We start from the raw sequence: 15,779 nt of genomic DNA, 5'->3' as shown, positions 1-15,779 counted from the left end.
GAGTAGGACGTCGCCAAGCGAACAACCATAAAGACCGTTATCGAATCATCGATAACGGTCTTTTCCTATTTTCCAATCGAACATTTACGAATTGCAGACTATCTCTTGCCGGCTTGGGTGATACTAAACGACAGTGATTCCTGCTGATTAGATGGTTCTAATCAAACGAGTATTTAAATGGAGTTTAATGGACAAAAGATATCAAAGGTGGAAGGTGGACCACTTATTATAGGAAACTACGTACATTTGTCCTCTCTGCGTAGACAAGATAACACACAGGGCGGATACTTGGATGGCCGTAAAAAAGGGGCATATTCAATCCTTGACAGCCTATGGGCCCTTTGCTAAGATGGCAATAATATATTTTCTGAAAATACTTGAAAATGCCGTCCGGTCCAGCACTGACAGTAATTAAAAGTCCGCAGGAAGACGACAAAAAGGAGGAATAACCCAGGTGTGGGAAGATAAGTTTAGCAAGGAAGGCTTCACTTTTGACGATGTATTGTTGGTTCCTAGAAAATCCGAGGTACTTCCAAAAGAAGTGGATGTTAGCACTAAATTAAGTGAGCATGTAAAATTGAACATCCCGCTTATCAGTGCAGGAATGGACACCGTAACGGAGGCTCCCTTGGCAATTGCCATTGCCAGAGAGGGCGGAATCGGCATTATTCATAAAAATATGACGGTTGAACAACAGGCTGAGGAAGTCGATCGTGTAAAACGTTCTGAGAGTGGCGTTATTACGAATCCGTTCTCGCTGCATGCACATAACCTGGTTTCTGATGCTGAGAAGCTCATGGGTAAATTCCGGATCTCCGGTGTGCCAATTGTGGATGAGAACAATAAGCTGATCGGGATTTTGACGAATCGCGACCTTCGCTTCGTGCACGATTACAATACGGTGATCAGCGATGTGATGACGAGCGAGAACCTCGTAACTGCACCTGTAGGCACAACGCTTCAAGATGCTGAAATGATTCTACAGAAGCATAAGATTGAGAAGCTGCCTCTGGTAGACGAGAACAACACGCTTAAAGGACTTATTACCATTAAAGATATTGAGAAAGCTATTCAGTTCCCAAGAGCAGCGAAAGACGCGCAAGGTCGTTTGCTTGTAGGGGCAGCAATCGGTATCTCTAAGGATACATTCGAAAGAGCTGAAGCGCTTGTAAAAGCAGGGGTAGACGTCATTACCGTTGACTCCGCTCATGGACATCATATCAATATCATTGATTCTGTTCGCAAGCTGCGCGAAATTTATCCGGAGCTCACGATCATTGCAGGTAACGTGGCTACAGGCGAAGCTACAAGAGACCTTATTGAAGCCGGAGCATCCGTTGTTAAAGTCGGGATTGGACCAGGTTCGATCTGTACCACCCGTGTCATTGCGGGGATTGGCGTACCGCAAATCACAGCGATTTATGACTGTGCAACGGTGGCTAAAGAGTATGGAGTACCGATTATAGCAGACGGCGGTATTAAATACTCCGGAGAGATCACCAAAGCCATCGCAGCTGGCGCAAGTGCCGTTATGCTGGGCAGCATGTTTGCGGGTACGGAAGAAAGCCCAGGCGAATCTGAGATCTATCAAGGACGTCGCTTCAAGGCTTACCGCGGCATGGGATCCCTCGCTGCTATGAAACAAGGCAGTAAGGACCGTTATTTCCAGGATGATGACAAGAAACTTGTACCGGAAGGCATCGAAGGACGCGTTGCTTATAAAGGACCATTGGCGGATACCATCCATCAGTTGATCGGTGGATTGCGTTCCGGTATGGGCTATTGTGGTACGGGGAACCTGGAGGAGCTGCGTAATGATACACAATTCATTCGTATTTCCGGTGCTGGACTGCGCGAAAGCCATCCGCACGATATTCAAATTACGAAGGAAGCTCCTAACTATTCATTGTAATTCAATGGAAGCAATAAACTTTACAAATATGACGAATATGTAATTTATTCCCTGGACAAGCTGGATGGAATTCATCTAGCTTGTCTTTTTTTGATAGTCTCCCTATGGTAGAATAGAACGAGTTAATGACTTATTGAGAAGTAGAGGGGAGTAATTCCATTGGTAGACAAGTCTGTGAAGAAGAACAAGCGCCAACGAATTCAAAGAACGCTGGCCTCCTTGATGCTGTTTAATATACTATGTTTCTCTGCGGCACCAGCAGTTTCACTGGCAGCGCCAAATCAGCTGGCTACAGCGGATACAACGAAAGCTGTGGAGGACAAAGCGACAACCGAGAAGGCAACCAACGATAAAGCAAAACCGGACAAAGTGCCTTCTGTTGATCAACTTGGACTCCAGGTAAGCTCGGCCGTTCTGATTGAGCCATCAACAGGAGAGATCCTGTTATCCATAAATGCAGATGAAGCTTTGCCACCGGCGAGTATGACGAAGATGATGACGGAATACATCGTGGCAGAGAAAGTTAAGCAAGGTGAACTGTCATGGGACGAGAAGGTCACGGTAGGAGAGAACGCAGCCAAAACCGTGGGGTCGCGAATATTCTTGGCTGAAGGCGATCAACATACAGTGGAAGAGCTCTACATAGCTATGGCTGTCGGTTCAGCCAACGATGCTACAGTGGCATTGGCTGAACATGTCGCTGGTTCCGAAGCAGAGTTTGTTACCATGATGAACGATACGGCGAAAAAGATGGGATTAAAGACCGCTTACTTCATTAATTCCACAGGTCTTAGCCGTGCAGATATGCCGGAGAAATACCGTCCAGAAGAAGATAAAGAAACCGTGATGTCGGCAATGGATACCGCATTGCTTGCCAAGTATATCGTTGAGGATCATCCTGATTTTGCGAGATTTACGGCCATTCAGTCCTATAAATTCCGGCCGCGCGATACGAATCCGATCATCAACTACAACTGGATGCTAGAAGCGAACAAAGACATTACAAACTTTAAGGCCTATGCTTATGAAGGTTTAGATGGTTTGAAAACAGGTCATACGAACGCAGCGAAATATTGCTTTGCCGGTACTGCCGAACGTGATGGCATGCGATTGATTAGCGTGGTTATGGGAACGAAAAACGAAGGGGCCCGTTTTAAAGAGACCAAGAAAGTCCTGGATTACGGCTTTGACAATTTTGAAGTAAAAGAAGTTCAAGCAGCTGGTGCAACCGTGGAAGGCTTCGACAAGATTGAAGTAAAAAAAGGTAAAGCTAAGACAGCGGCGTTGGTGACGGATAAAGCTGTAACTTTTGTTGTTCCAAAAGGTTCAAGCGGCAAAAATATTACCTTTGAAGCTAAGCTAGATTCCGCCAACATCACGGGCCCGGTTGCTAAGGGGACGAAGGTAGGCGCGGTGACCTACACATATAAAATAGAAGGAATGAAGGATGCTCAGACGGAAACAGTAAATCTGATTACAGCCGACGAAGTAGAGAAGGCGGGCTGGTTCAGCCTCTTCCTGCGGGCGATCGGGGACTTTTTCGCAGATTTATTCGATTCCATTAAAAATCTTTTCTAACCTCCTTTGAATTCCGAGTAAATGGGTTGTATATTTGATTTTAATGCGGTAAAATATCAAGTTAGATTCATTACATGTATGCATCTGCAGAGTTCAGACCATATCGCCAGGGGAAGTTATGGTGGCGATGAGATACAACATATAATCGGGAGGCTAGGAGACATGGAAACTGGAACATCAACTGTAAAAAGAGGTATGGCGGAAATGCAAAAAGGCGGCGTCATTATGGACGTCATGAATGCGGAACAAGCGAAGATCGCTGAAGCAGCCGGCGCAACGGCAGTAATGGCACTTGAGCGCGTTCCTTCCGATATTCGTGCGGCCGGGGGAGTTGCACGGATGGCTGACCCAACCATCGTTGAGGAAGTCATGAAGGTTGTTTCCATTCCAGTTATGGCCAAAGCTCGCATCGGGCATTACGTTGAAGCTAAAGTGCTGGAATCGCTCGGTGTTGATTACCTGGATGAGAGTGAAGTGCTGACACCGGCCGATGAAGTGTTCCATATCGACAAGTGGGATTTCACCGTGCCGTTCGTATGCGGCGCGAAGGATATTGGAGAGGCGCTGCGCCGAATCGGTGAGGGTGCATCCATGATCCGCACGAAGGGCGAGCCAGGAACAGGCAATATCGTAGAAGCTGTCCGCCATATGCGTTTGATCAACAGCCAGATCCGTAAAGTACGCAATATGTCGAAAGACGAGTTGTACGCGGAAGCGAAGAACCTCGGTGTCTCCTATGATCTCCTGAAGGGCGTTCATGAGACGGGCAAGCTGCCTGTCGTAAATTTTGCAGCTGGCGGCGTGGCAACACCTGCTGATGCCGCACTCATGATGCATTTGGGCGCAGACGGCGTCTTTGTAGGATCCGGTATTTTTAAATCAGACAATCCTGAGAAATTTGCGCGTGCGATCGTTGAAGCGACTACGCACTATGATGATTATAAATTGATTGCTGAAGTTTCCAAGAATCTGGGTGCTCCGATGAAGGGTATCGAGATATCCAAGCTTAGCCCGTCTGAGCGCATGCAGGACCGCGGCTGGTAAGAGAGAAGGGGTAACATGAAGATCGGTGTACTGGCACTTCAAGGAGCCGTTGCAGAGCATATTCGAAGCATTACGCTTGCTGGCGCCGAAGGAGTACCGATCAAGAAGGTAGAGCAGTTAGACGACATAGATGGCCTGATTATCCCTGGCGGCGAGAGCACGACCATCGGCAAGTTAATGCGCAAGTATGAGTTTATGGATGCCATTCGTCAGTTCTCTGCAGATGGCAAACCGATATTCGGAACCTGTGCCGGGCTGATTGTGCTTGCTGAGCGGATTCAAGGCGACGAAGAGGCTCATTTGAAGCTGATGGACATCACGGTGGCGCGAAATGCATTCGGACGGCAGCGTGAAAGCTTCGAAACCGATCTGCCTGTGAAGGGAATCGAGGAACCGATAAGAGCTGTCTTTATCCGTGCACCGCTCATTCTGGAGGTAGGTGCAGGCGTAGAGGTCCTGTCCACGTATAAGGATGAGATTGTAACGGCGAGACAGGGACATCTGCTGGCTGCATCGTACCATCCGGAGCTGACCGATGATTACCGGCTCCATCAGTATTTTGTGGAGATGGTTGGCTCTCGGTCCTTGTCCCCAGAGCTGTTATAGTTACAAGAGAAGACATCTTGACTCTTTAGCGTTATATAGGGTCAAGTTGTCTTTTTCGCTGAAATACAATAAGATGTATCGTATGTAATAATGGAAAATGCAGCCTTGTCCAAGGCTTGTCAACATGTGGAGGGCAGCTGCTTCGATATACTTGATGGATGTTTTACTTTAGGAGGGTTTCCCGTGTTAGACGTAAAAATATTGCGCAGCGAGTACAGTCGTGTAGAAGAAGCGCTGAAGAATCGAGGCAAATCGCTCGATCTGATCGCGGATTTTCCCAAGCTTGACGCCCGGCGCCGGGAGTTGCTGCAGGAAAGCGAAAGTTTGAAGAATCGCCGCAACACCGTATCGGCTGAAGTAGCCAAGCTGAAGAAGAATCGCGAGAATGCGGATGAGCTGATCCTGGAGATGAGACAGGTTTCCGATCAGATCAAAGCCATGGATGAAGAGGTTCGTGAACTGGAGGCCAGCATTTCCGAGCTTACTTTGGCGATCCCGAATATCCCGCATGAGAGTGTGCCAGTAGGTGCCTCTGAAGAGGATAACGTGGAACTCCGCCGCTGGGCGGAGCCAAGAGCTTTCGATTTCGAACCTAAGGCTCACTGGGAGCTTGCTCAGAACCTGGATATTTTGGATTTTGAGGCAGGTGCCAAGGTTACGGGGTCTCGCTTTACGTTCTACAAAGGTCTGGGTGCACGGCTTGAACGTGCCTTAATCAATTTCATGATGGATCTGCACAGCGACAAACACGGCTACGAGGAAATGCTGCCACCTTATATCGTCAACCGGGACAGCCTGTACGGAACAGGACAGCTGCCTAAGTTCGAAGAAGACTTATTTAAGATTAGCGATACCGACTATTATTTGATCCCTACCGCTGAAGTTCCTGTAACGAACTACCATCGTGAGGAAATCTTAAATAGTGAGGATCTGCCTAAACATTACGTCGCTTACAGCTCTTGTTTCCGTTCGGAAGCCGGCGCGGCAGGGCGCGACACACGCGGTCTTATTCGTCAGCATCAATTTAACAAAGTTGAAATGGTGAAGATTGTCCACCCGGAAATGTCTTTTGATGAGCTTGAGAAAATGACAGCGGATGCGGAGCGAGTGCTCCAGCTGTTGAATTTGCCTTATCGCATCATGACTCTCTGTACGGGTGACATGGGCTTTGGATCGATGAAGACCTATGATCTGGAAGTATGGCTTCCAGAGAGCGGAGTATATCGTGAAATCTCCTCATGCTCGAATATCGGCGACTTTCAGGCTCGTCGTGCCAATATTCGCTTCCGTCCGGAACCGAAGAGCAAGCCGGAATTTGTTCACACATTGAATGGTTCAGGCCTTGCAGTCGGCCGAACGGTAGCTGCTATCCTGGAGAATTATCAACAGGCAGACGGCTCCGTTGTCATCCCGGAAGTGCTTCGTCCGTATATGGGGAATGTTGGCATCATTGAGAAGAAGAAATAAGTTGATTAATTAATTTAATATGTGGTATAATGATTCTTGCACGTGATTCATATGGTTGGATCATTATCACCTGGAGAGGTACCGAAGCGGTCATAACGGGGCGGTCTTGAAAACCGTTAGGGGGCAACTCCACATGGGTTCGAATCCCATCCTCTCCGCCATACATAAACATTCATTGTCGCATAGGTATTGCGGCGATTATGACAGAAACGCATTAGACTGTTGAACAGCAGTCTAGTGCGTTTTTTTGTTTACATGGCCGTTAGACAAAACCTAATCGTGATACCGAATTATGTATACCAACCGATTTCATTTTAATGTTTTGCTCTTTGCTTCCACAATAAGTTCGGCCTTTCTGGTGGGGAAATAAAAAAGGCATACCTTGGATCGGTATACCTTATTAGCGAGACCTATGTAGTTTTGACTTGTTTAGCCGCCATTTTCTTCTTGTTTAACTCATTGTGTCCAACCAAGCTCATAATCACGAAGATAAGGTTAACGACAGCAAAGATCATGTAGCTAGGTTGATATGTAAGTGCTAATAATAGAGCTATCAGTTCTGCGATGACTAAAATAACGAAGGTTATAAATGGCTTGGTGAAAATAAAAGCCCATGCAACGAACTGGATAAAGATCAGCCCTCCGCTTAAAGTACGTGTGATCTCCCCATCATAGCCTACTGGTTGTGTCGTTAGGAACTTAAAAAACATGAATATTAGCCAAAATGCGAAGATAATACCTGTAGCAACTCTCAATGAATAAATCCCCCTTAATATTTGCTTTATATATGAAATAATTATACCATCGTACGCTTATATTTGTATTTTTTTGAAAACATTGCTGTAGCCTTTTTTACCAAGGCTTTGGATGTTACCTTCATGTAGGTTTCTGCTTTATGGAGGGTGCTGTATAAAACATCCCCGGTTATCGCAATTTATAGAGAAGGGGAGGTGTGAAGATGAACTCAGAGCTGAATGTAGACCAGTTAACCTTGGTGAATGCTTGGCAGGAAAACCTGCCGAGTATCCTAAAGCCGGGCGATGTCGCAGAAGTGGCTGCAGACGAAGGAAATCCGAACGCGATCCGCATTCATATCGGTGCAGCCGGGCGGCAGGAATATTCGTTTGATTTTCAATGTACGTATGTAGACTCACGGGAAGTGAAGGTTGATCTCATCGACGTGGAACGAGGCGGCGCAACGACGGATGAACGCAATGAGAATGTACAGGGTATGGTAGGCGATTATACCCGCCATATTCATGAATGTGCCCAGACCCTACAGCAAATCACGCATCACTAATGTTCATGAATGAATATCGATGCTCCTGACCAGTCCCTTTAGGTTGTGAGCATTAGGGCAGAATTACGTAATCCATCATTATTAGGTTTAGGTCATGAAATGGAGGGCTATTAGATGAGTAAGCCAAAGTCGATTCCCGTGCCAGAAGCGCAGGAGCAGCCGAGACAGCGTAAGGACCGTGACCGCGGCGGTCAGGAGCCACTCTCAGGCTCGCACAGAGCGAAGATCCGGAAACAGGATGGACATTTCAACCCGGAAGGCTAAAAGCCTGTAAGAGCAGTACAGGAGCATTAGAGAGCAACATTCGAGGGAACTTTCTGTCATTCGACAGCAAGTTCTTTTTTTTGTTATGAAACCTTTTCGTAAAGCTTCCGTATTAGTGTTTAAGTGTAATATTTTGGGGCCCCATTTTATTCACATCTTAAGAAGTTTCATTTTAAGATGGTTGGAAATTGAAAGGGAAAAAATTTTCAGTAAATCTTCCAGAAAGTGTTTCTCATTTTGAGTAAATGGTTTATGATTAGAAGGTCTGTTATTTTTTCGATGTTAAGAGGGGAGAGAGTTTTTTAATGAACAAGAAGTTTGCAGCTATCGTACTGACACTGCTGCTCACAGTGACAGTTGTACTTTCGGGCTGCGCCAAGAAGGAAGAGCCTAAGACAGCAATGACCAATGCTGCGATGAACGCCATGAAGATGACATCTTATGGTATGAAGAGTAAATTTGTCATTGAAGACCTTCAAGTTAACATACCTGCAGTTGAAGGCGACTCCGAAGTAACGCAAGCGATGACGATGTTGAAAAATGCAGAGCTCACGCTCGATGGTATCTATCAAGCGGATCCTATGCAAACCGAAATGAAATTGGGCATCAATCTGAAGGGTGACATGGCAATGTCCTTCAATGTTGATATGGTAATGACCCAAGAGAAAATTTACATCAAGATCCCAAGCATTCCGATGCTGCCATTCCCTGAGGATGTTGTAGGCAAGTTCCTCGTTATGGACTTGAAAGAGCTTGCTGAGCAGTCCGGTGAGACATTCAGCCCGGAAACTCTGGATACTGAGAAATCCCAGAAGTTCGCCAATGAAATCCTTGAAGCTGTGCTGACCGAATATGATCAAGCGAAATACTTCAAAGAGATCAATGTGAAAGATGCAAATCTTCCAGAAGGCGTAGATGCTAAACAAGTCGTTCAATTCTTTATAACCAATGATACGCTGAAAGAAGCAATGGAAATTTTGGTAAACAAGGTAGCTCCTAAAGTTGTTGACATTGCAGCTAAAGATGAGTACCGCGAATTCCTGGGTCTGACCCAAGAAGATATCGATACGGCTAAAGCTGAAGTATCTACAGTGAATCAAGATGAATTCAAGGCAGATATGGAAGAAATGCAGAAATATATGAAGATCAATACATTCAACATCAATACGGCGATCGACAAGAAGGACTTCCCTGCTTATCAGGATGTCGTAATGAATGTGGATTTCAATGATCCAGAAACAAACGAGAATGTGAAGTTGGCTGTAAAGGGCAGCACCCAGTACACCAACATCAACGAGAAAGCAGAATTCAAAATCGGTATTCCAAAAGATGCTGACGTCATCACGATGGAGCAATTTGAGGAATCGATGGGCAGTTATTAATCATTACTCATAACAGATAAACAGAACCCGGCCATATGGCCGGGTTCTGCTGTTTCTTTACATATGAATCATACATTGGTTCATTTACCTCGCAAGCGACGAAAGAACGAAGTCAGCAAGTCGGCACATTCTTCCTGCAACACACCATCCACCACGATTGTCCTGTGATTAAAACGGGGTTCTTGTAGTAAATTCATCAGGGTTCCCGCACAGCCTGCCTTAGGATCACTCGTTCCATAGATGAGCTGTGGAATTCGGGACTGGACGATTGCACCGGCACACATGGGGCATGGTTCCAGCGTCACATACAGCCGGCAGTCGAGCAGCCGCCAGGCACCTAGATGTTTGCTCGCACTGCGTATGGCGACCATCTCAGCATGGGCTGTTCCATCATATGTAGTTTCTCTAAGGTTAAATCCCCGTCCAATAATTTCATCATCACGCACAATGACAGCACCAATGGGGACTTCACCCAGGGCTTCAGCCTTTCGCGCCTCGGCGATGGCTTCTCTCATCCAGTATTCATGATTGTGGTTATCCACAGCATTTAGGTCTATTGAATTTGATATCAAACTAAAGTCTCCTTTCATAACCACTCAAAACCCTGCATTTATACCCAATGTTCAACGAACATTTATTCGTTTGTTAACATGATGTGGACAGAACTGTGGATAAATAAATGGTTATGCACAAAGTTATACACATTATCCCCAGATAAGTTGTGTATTTGTGCGCAAAATGTGGATACGTCGTTTTTATAAGGGAAGCTGACCTCTTAATTGTAATGGATTCCTGATTTCATTAGCAATGAAAGGTGGGAAAAAGCTTGTCGCCTTGCGGTGACTTGTCTTTTCAAACGTTCGTGATCAAGGTATCATGAGGATATTAGATTCGCAAGTCGTCTATGTGACAGCAGAAAGGTGAAGATGCCACTTGTCGATTAAGACGAAATTATCGATGGTTTTATCTATATCGGTATTATTTATTCTGCTGCTCAACATCGCGCTGAACTATTACACAACCCAGGAAAATTTGCAGCAGGACAGTGAAACCAAAATGGTGATGGCAGCTAAACAAATTGCCATTACGGTCCAGCAAACCCGATTCAGTTCTGGATATGTGGATGAGATATTCGGTGATATGCTGAAGGTGGCTGCAATCAGTGCGGCGAAATCTTTGGATCCGGATATTAATAATATAACCAATCAGCAATTGGAGGAATTGAGTAAGGAGATTGGTGTCAATCATATTTCATTGCTTGTGCGTAGAGACAATGATATTGTTGTCGCCCGTTCCTCCGCTCCGGAAGAAATCGGCCTTCCGACAAAGAATTGGGGATACTGGCATACGGCTTTTCTCGAATTGTTCCAATATGGTAAAGTTGTTTCCGTTACGGAGGGACAGCGTGGGGACCATTTCTGGTCAGGACCGTTTGAGTTCTCCACTTCTAATCCCGAATTTATTGATAAATGGGGATATTATTATGATGGAAACCGCAATTATATCATTGATCCCTTCATTCGGAATTCGAATATTAAAGACTTTGTCAAGATCATTAGCCCGGACACGGTTGTGGAGGAGACGCTCCGATCAAATCCACGGATATTGGAAGTAACGGGAATCAACCCGGAAACATTTGGCAATGAATATATGAGTGAAGATGGAACGGATGTAGTCCATCATAAGCTCCGCAATCGGCCGATTACCTTTGGCACATACGACTATGGAATTCTGGATGAAGACGCGGCAGCTGTGAAGAGAGCCGTCTCCACTCTGGATAATGTCGTATTCGTGAGCAACATCCATAATAAAAAGGTACTGAAAAGTTTCATCCCCATCCTATCTGAAGGTAAACCAACCAGTGTGATTAGTGTTGTCATGGATTATGAAGCGATCTCCTCCGTGATGAGAGAGCAAATGATTAGTCTAGTGGCAATCTCATTGGTCTTATTGGAAATTGTCATTTTTGGCAGTTATATTGTAGCGGGTTACTTTACGAGACCGATTCAGGCTATCCTTGGGACTGTTAATGATGTATCGGACGGGCATTTTGATCGCAGGCTGGAGGTAAGCAGCCGGGATGAGCTGGGTCAGCTTGCAGGACGGATTAATGCGATGACCCGTAATCTAGGCAATTATACAAGCCAGTTGAAGCAAATGGTCGAGGAGAATCAATCCGTTAAGGAATATTTGGAGTCGGTCATTAATCAGACGGCGGATGCGATTCACACAACGGATATCCATCAGCGGGTAATTAGTGTGAATAAAGCATTTGAACAATTATATGGATGGAAGGCGCATGAGGTTATAGGACAGAAGCTTGCGTTTGTGCCACCGGAAAAAGAAGAGCTCGAGAAGGAGCGTATTCGAAGCCTGCTGGCGGGAGAAAGGCTCTCTCCGGTCGAGACGGATCGTTTCCGGAAGGATGGCAGCAGGATCGAAGTCAGCATCACGACCTCACTTGTGCGAGATGAGGATGGCAAGGTCACTTCGATGATTAGTGTATCTCGCGACGTGACAGAACGAAATCGGATTGAGGAGCTTCTGCGGCGGTCGGAAAAGCTGAATACCGTTGGTCAGTTGGCAGCGGGAGTTGCGCATGAAATACGAAATCCACTTACAACACTCCGGGGATTTCTGCAGCTCCAGCAGCAGACTCGTCAAGTGAAACCAGACCATCTTGATCTGATGCTGTCAGAACTGGATCGAATTAATCTTATCGTTAGCGAATTTTTAATATTGGCTAAACCGCAGGCCATTCATTTCCAGGAGAGGGATGTGCGGATCATTATGGGGGATGTAATCTCATTCCTCGATAGTCAGGCGCATCTGCATGGCATTGAGTTTCAATTGAATTTTGCATTGGAGCCAACCTATCTACACTGTGAGGAGAATCAACTCAAACAAGTGTTCATCAATCTGCTTAAGAATGCCATTGAAGCGATGCCGGAAGGCGGGAATGTATGGATTGAGCTTACTCGTCCTGCGGATGATTTGGTGCGAATTGATATTCGGGATGAGGGTGAAGGCATTCCAAAAGATCTGATGCCGCATCTTGGCGAGCCATTTATTACAAGTAAGGAGACGGGCACGGGACTCGGCCTCATGGTTAGCCAGCGCATTATACAGGGACATCGGGGCACGATGGAAATCGAAAGCGAAGAGGGAGTAGGCACGAAGGTGAGTATCGTCCTGCCCGTGGACACTAGCGAGAAGTAATTATAGATAAGGGGATGGCATCTTGAGAATCAATAAATTTATCAGTGAAACCGGATACTGCTCACGCAGGGAAGCAGATAAACTGGTAGAGAGCGGGAAGGTGACCATTAATGGGGTGGTAGCTGTCCTGGGCAGCCAGGCAGAGGAAGGCGACGATGTCCGTATTGATGGAAAACCGCTTCAGGATAAGAAGAAGCATGTGTATATTGCTCTCAATAAGCCGGTAGGCATTACGAGCACTACTGAATCGCATATTAAGGGGAATATCGTGGACTTTGTAGGGCATAAAGAGCGTATTTTCCCCATAGGGCGTTTGGACAAGGACTCGGAAGGGTTGATCTTGTTAACGAATGATGGAGACATCGTGAATAAGATCCTCCGATCTGAAGGAAAGCATGAGAAGGAATATATCGTGACGGTGGACCGCCCGGTAACAGAGTCCTTTCTTAACGGCATGGCTAGCGGTGTAAGAATCTTGGGAGAGATGACGCTTCCGTGCAAGATTACACGTATGTCCGAGCGCGTATTTCGGATCATCCTGACGGAGGGGAAAAATCGACAAATCCGTAGAATGTGCAGCGCCTTTGGGTATGAGGTTCGTAAGCTGCAGCGAATCCGGATCATGAATATCCGGCTTGGCAATCAACGAATCGGCTCTTGGCGCGATCTAAGCGACCGCGAGAAGGAAGAGCTTGGTCAGCTATTGAACTACAAGCTGGAATAAGAATAACCAGAATGGAATTAGCGAATATATTTACATAATAAACAACCGATGTCATCTGTACGAGCCAGATGCATCGGTTGTTTATGGTGTGTTATAGTCTGAAGGAGTTATCTGCGTTTAGTCATTAACGCTGGTGAAAGTAGCACTATCCTGGTATTTACGTAGGATGGATACTTCTACCCTGCGATTCTTTGCTCTTCCAGCGGGAGTGGCATTATCGGCAATCGGATGGTATTCCCCATAACCGATTGGCATAAACCGTTTAGGATCAAGTTCCGAGTTTAGGAGCAATATTTTCAAGAACTGCAAGGCTCGGTCGGAGCTCAAATCCCAGTTTGACGGATATCGGCTGTTGGAGATAGGAACATTGTCCGTATGGCCTGATACAACGATTTCATAATCCGGGAATTTGTGCAGCATTTGCGATATGGCTTTAGCCAGTTTACGGGCTTCCGGTTTTACTACAGCTTCGCCCGAAGGGAACAAGGCATTATCCCGTATCGTAATCACGAGCTGAGAATGGTTTAACTCGGTACTGAGCTCCGAGGTTAAACCACTGTTCTTAATATAATTATCAAGCTGCTTCTTTAGCCGCTCCAGATCCTCTTGCTCTTGACGCATGAGCTCTGCCCGTCGTTGATCAGGCGTTGATTTTGGAATGGCTGGCGTCGAAGATTTATAATCTTTAATATCAGGCGGGCTATCACTGGGTTCTGTTTTGTTGTAGTCCAGTACGCCGGTTCCGCTGGTAAGAGCAACGCTAAACGCTGCGCTCATTTCCTCGAACTTGCGTGCATCCGTTGCGCTCATGGCATACAGTACAAGGAACAGGGCGAGAAGCAGTGTCAGCAGGTCGGCATAGGGAAGCAGCCAAGACTCGTCGGCATGTTCCTCATGCGGCTCGTGTCTAGTCTTCTTGCTCACTAGCACCAGCCTCCCTCTCACTGAGCTCTGCACGTTCGGATGGTGTCAAGAACACGGAGAGCTTCTGATTGATTGCAATGGTGGATACACCTGACTGAATGGACAGCAAGCCTTCAACCATCATCAAACGAATTTCAACTTCGCGCTTGGATAGACGCCTGAGTTTGTTCGCAATAGGGTGACAGATAACATAACCCGTGAAGATACCGAGCAAGGTAGCGATGAACGCAGCCCCGATGGCCATGGCCAGTTCGCCCATATCCTCCATATGGGAGAGTGCAGCGATCAAACCGATAACGGCACCAAGTACCCCCAGAGAAGGTGCATACATACCGGCTTGCGAGAAGATCAGTGCGCCGGAGCGATGGCGCTCTTCTGTAGCATTGATGTCTTCCATTAATACGTCGCGCACGAATTCCTGATCGTTGCCATCGATGATCATGCGCATCCCGTTACGAAGGAAGCTGTCATCGATTTCATCAACTTTCGTTTCCAAAGCCAGGAGTCCTTCGCGGCGTGTAATCGAAGCCCATTCCATAAACAGCTTGATCATGTCCGTTTTGTCCATCAGACTCTGTTTGACAAACGTCATTTTGACCAGCTTCGGAATCTTTTTCAACTCGGAAAGCGGGAACCCGATGAATAAGGTTGCTGCTGTACCGGCAAGAATGATGACGTAGGCTGCCGGATTATACAAAGCGAGAAGGGAGGCGCCTTTCAGAATCATGCCCACCAGTACCGCAACGATACCGAGAATTAAGCCTATAATTGTTGAAATTTCCATACCACACCTCATCCATGAGAAATAAAATAACGAATCCATTCGTAGAAGCGGCTCTCGTCAAGAACCGGGGCCTTTTACAGGGCGTTATCCTATTTATCGTCAGATCGGGCTTTTTTTTTTAGTTGTAATTTCCGGTATAATGGAAGTATGGGGAATGAAGCTTAGCACGGCAAGGAAAGGAGTGATCGAAATGGGTGTGAAGCATGGAAGAGATTACGGTGAGATTTTGACAGATTTGACTGAAGCGGTCGGACGGATATCTGACAGTTATGTTTTTTTTGAAATGGAAGCGGAAGACTGGGGCAATTTAGGCGAGGCCGAGCGAAACGAGGTTCATGAAGCGCTGGCAGAGGATTTGTTCTATGCCTTGGGCACAGAACCGGTGATTCAGGTCGGCAGCGGCGTTGTTATGCATGATCAGAGTAACCATCGAATACATATTTTGATTGGTGAAGAAGAGCTGGCCTTTGTGGCTTTGGTGTAACCCGCTCCAGTTATGAACAGAAACCGGGCAGATTAAACGAGATGACAGAAGCCCGTATCTATATGTCGGCTAAATGATAGGTTTTTTTCGG

The 15,779-nt window shown here is 46.3% G+C and carries 15 protein-coding genes and 1 tRNA gene; 12 read left to right on the top strand and 4 right to left on the bottom strand.

What is annotated here, in order from left to right; all coding sequences use genetic code 11:
- Positions 1-454 precede the first annotated feature (454 nt).
- From guaB to ABEQ74_RS11190, 6 genes are all read left to right on the top strand, one after another.
- Entirely contained in the window at positions 455-1,912 is a 1,458-nt protein-coding gene (gene guaB / locus ABEQ74_RS11215) for an IMP dehydrogenase (RefSeq protein WP_430122262.1), read from the top strand.
- A gap of 159 nt (positions 1,913-2,071) precedes the next feature.
- A complete protein-coding gene (locus ABEQ74_RS11210; protein ID WP_430122261.1) occupies positions 2,072-3,490 on the top strand; it encodes a D-alanyl-D-alanine carboxypeptidase family protein in 1,419 nt (472 codons plus the stop codon).
- Between the two features lie 162 nt (positions 3,491-3,652).
- Positions 3,653-4,534, top strand: a complete 882-nt coding sequence (pdxS, locus tag ABEQ74_RS11205; RefSeq protein ID WP_430122260.1) for a pyridoxal 5'-phosphate synthase lyase subunit PdxS — start codon at positions 3,653-3,655, stop codon at positions 4,532-4,534.
- A 15-nt stretch (positions 4,535-4,549) separates the two neighbouring features.
- Positions 4,550-5,140: a pyridoxal 5'-phosphate synthase glutaminase subunit PdxT gene (gene pdxT / locus ABEQ74_RS11200; protein ID WP_430122259.1), complete on the top strand. Its 591-nt coding sequence runs from the start codon at positions 4,550-4,552 to the stop codon at positions 5,138-5,140.
- A gap of 183 nt (positions 5,141-5,323) precedes the next feature.
- On the top strand, positions 5,324-6,607 hold the full coding sequence (serS, locus tag ABEQ74_RS11195) for a serine--tRNA ligase (RefSeq protein WP_430122258.1): 1,284 nt from the start codon (positions 5,324-5,326) through the stop codon (positions 6,605-6,607).
- 72 nt (positions 6,608-6,679) lie between these two features.
- Positions 6,680-6,768 (top strand) — tRNA-Ser (locus tag ABEQ74_RS11190).
- Positions 6,769-7,017: 249 nt separating this feature from the next.
- Here the strand turns inward: ABEQ74_RS11190 and ABEQ74_RS11185 are convergent.
- Positions 7,018-7,362 carry a hypothetical protein gene (locus ABEQ74_RS11185; protein ID WP_430122257.1) on the bottom strand — a complete coding sequence of 115 codons (345 nt, stop codon included), beginning with the start codon at positions 7,360-7,362 and terminating at the stop codon, positions 7,018-7,020.
- A gap of 203 nt (positions 7,363-7,565) precedes the next feature.
- On the opposite strand from ABEQ74_RS11185, the gene ABEQ74_RS11180 reads away from it, so the two are divergent.
- The 3 genes from ABEQ74_RS11180 to ABEQ74_RS11170 all read left to right on the top strand — a co-directional run bounded on the left by ABEQ74_RS11180 (position 7,566) and on the right by ABEQ74_RS11170 (position 9,553).
- Entirely contained in the window at positions 7,566-7,907 is a 342-nt protein-coding gene (locus tag ABEQ74_RS11180) for a hypothetical protein (protein WP_430122256.1), read from the top strand.
- A gap of 114 nt (positions 7,908-8,021) precedes the next feature.
- Complete coding sequence (locus ABEQ74_RS11175) at positions 8,022-8,171, top strand: hypothetical protein (RefSeq protein WP_054404963.1); 150 nt, start codon at positions 8,022-8,024, stop codon at positions 8,169-8,171.
- A 305-nt stretch (positions 8,172-8,476) separates the two neighbouring features.
- Entirely contained in the window at positions 8,477-9,553 is a 1,077-nt protein-coding gene (locus ABEQ74_RS11170; protein WP_430122255.1) for a hypothetical protein, read from the top strand.
- Between the two features lie 80 nt (positions 9,554-9,633).
- Here the strand turns inward: ABEQ74_RS11170 and tadA are convergent, their stop codons facing one another.
- Positions 9,634-10,143: a tRNA adenosine(34) deaminase TadA gene (gene tadA, locus ABEQ74_RS11165; protein WP_430122254.1), complete on the bottom strand. Its 510-nt coding sequence runs from the start codon at positions 10,141-10,143 to the stop codon at positions 9,634-9,636.
- A 343-nt stretch (positions 10,144-10,486) separates the two neighbouring features.
- Between tadA and ABEQ74_RS11160 the strand changes: the two genes are divergently transcribed.
- Together ABEQ74_RS11160 and rluF are read left to right on the top strand one after the other, a co-directional pair.
- On the top strand, positions 10,487-12,772 hold the full coding sequence (locus ABEQ74_RS11160; RefSeq protein WP_430122253.1) for an ATP-binding protein: 2,286 nt from the start codon (positions 10,487-10,489) through the stop codon (positions 12,770-12,772).
- Positions 12,773-12,794: 22 nt separating this feature from the next.
- The gene (gene rluF / locus ABEQ74_RS11155; RefSeq protein WP_430122252.1) at positions 12,795-13,496 is read left to right on the top strand and encodes a 23S rRNA pseudouridine(2604) synthase RluF; all 702 of its coding nucleotides are present in this window, start codon (positions 12,795-12,797) and stop codon (positions 13,494-13,496) included.
- Positions 13,497-13,613: 117 nt separating this feature from the next.
- On the opposite strand, the gene ABEQ74_RS11150 is transcribed toward rluF, so the two are convergent.
- Positions 13,614-14,420 (bottom strand): flagellar motor protein MotB, encoded by an 807-nt coding sequence (locus ABEQ74_RS11150; RefSeq protein ID WP_430122251.1) that lies wholly within the window; start codon positions 14,418-14,420, stop codon positions 13,614-13,616.
- The gene (motA, locus tag ABEQ74_RS11145; RefSeq protein ID WP_430122250.1) at positions 14,404-15,204 is read right to left on the bottom strand and encodes a flagellar motor stator protein MotA; all 801 of its coding nucleotides are present in this window, start codon (positions 15,202-15,204) and stop codon (positions 14,404-14,406) included. Before motA ends, ABEQ74_RS11150 begins: the two co-directional genes overlap by 17 nt.
- A 190-nt stretch (positions 15,205-15,394) precedes the next feature.
- Here motA and ABEQ74_RS11140 point away from each other — a divergent pair, with 190 nt between their 5' ends.
- Positions 15,395-15,688 (top strand): hypothetical protein, encoded by a 294-nt coding sequence (locus ABEQ74_RS11140; protein WP_430122264.1) that lies wholly within the window; start codon positions 15,395-15,397, stop codon positions 15,686-15,688.
- Positions 15,689-15,779: the final 91 nt, after the last annotated feature.

It is taken from the genome of Paenibacillus solani (assembly GCF_050475945.1).
Taxonomy (GTDB): domain Bacteria; phylum Bacillota; class Bacilli; order Paenibacillales; family Paenibacillaceae; genus Paenibacillus_AQ; species Paenibacillus_AQ solani_A.
Note: the sequence above shows the minus strand (reverse complement) of the source record. Positions and strands in the feature narration are given on the sequence as shown.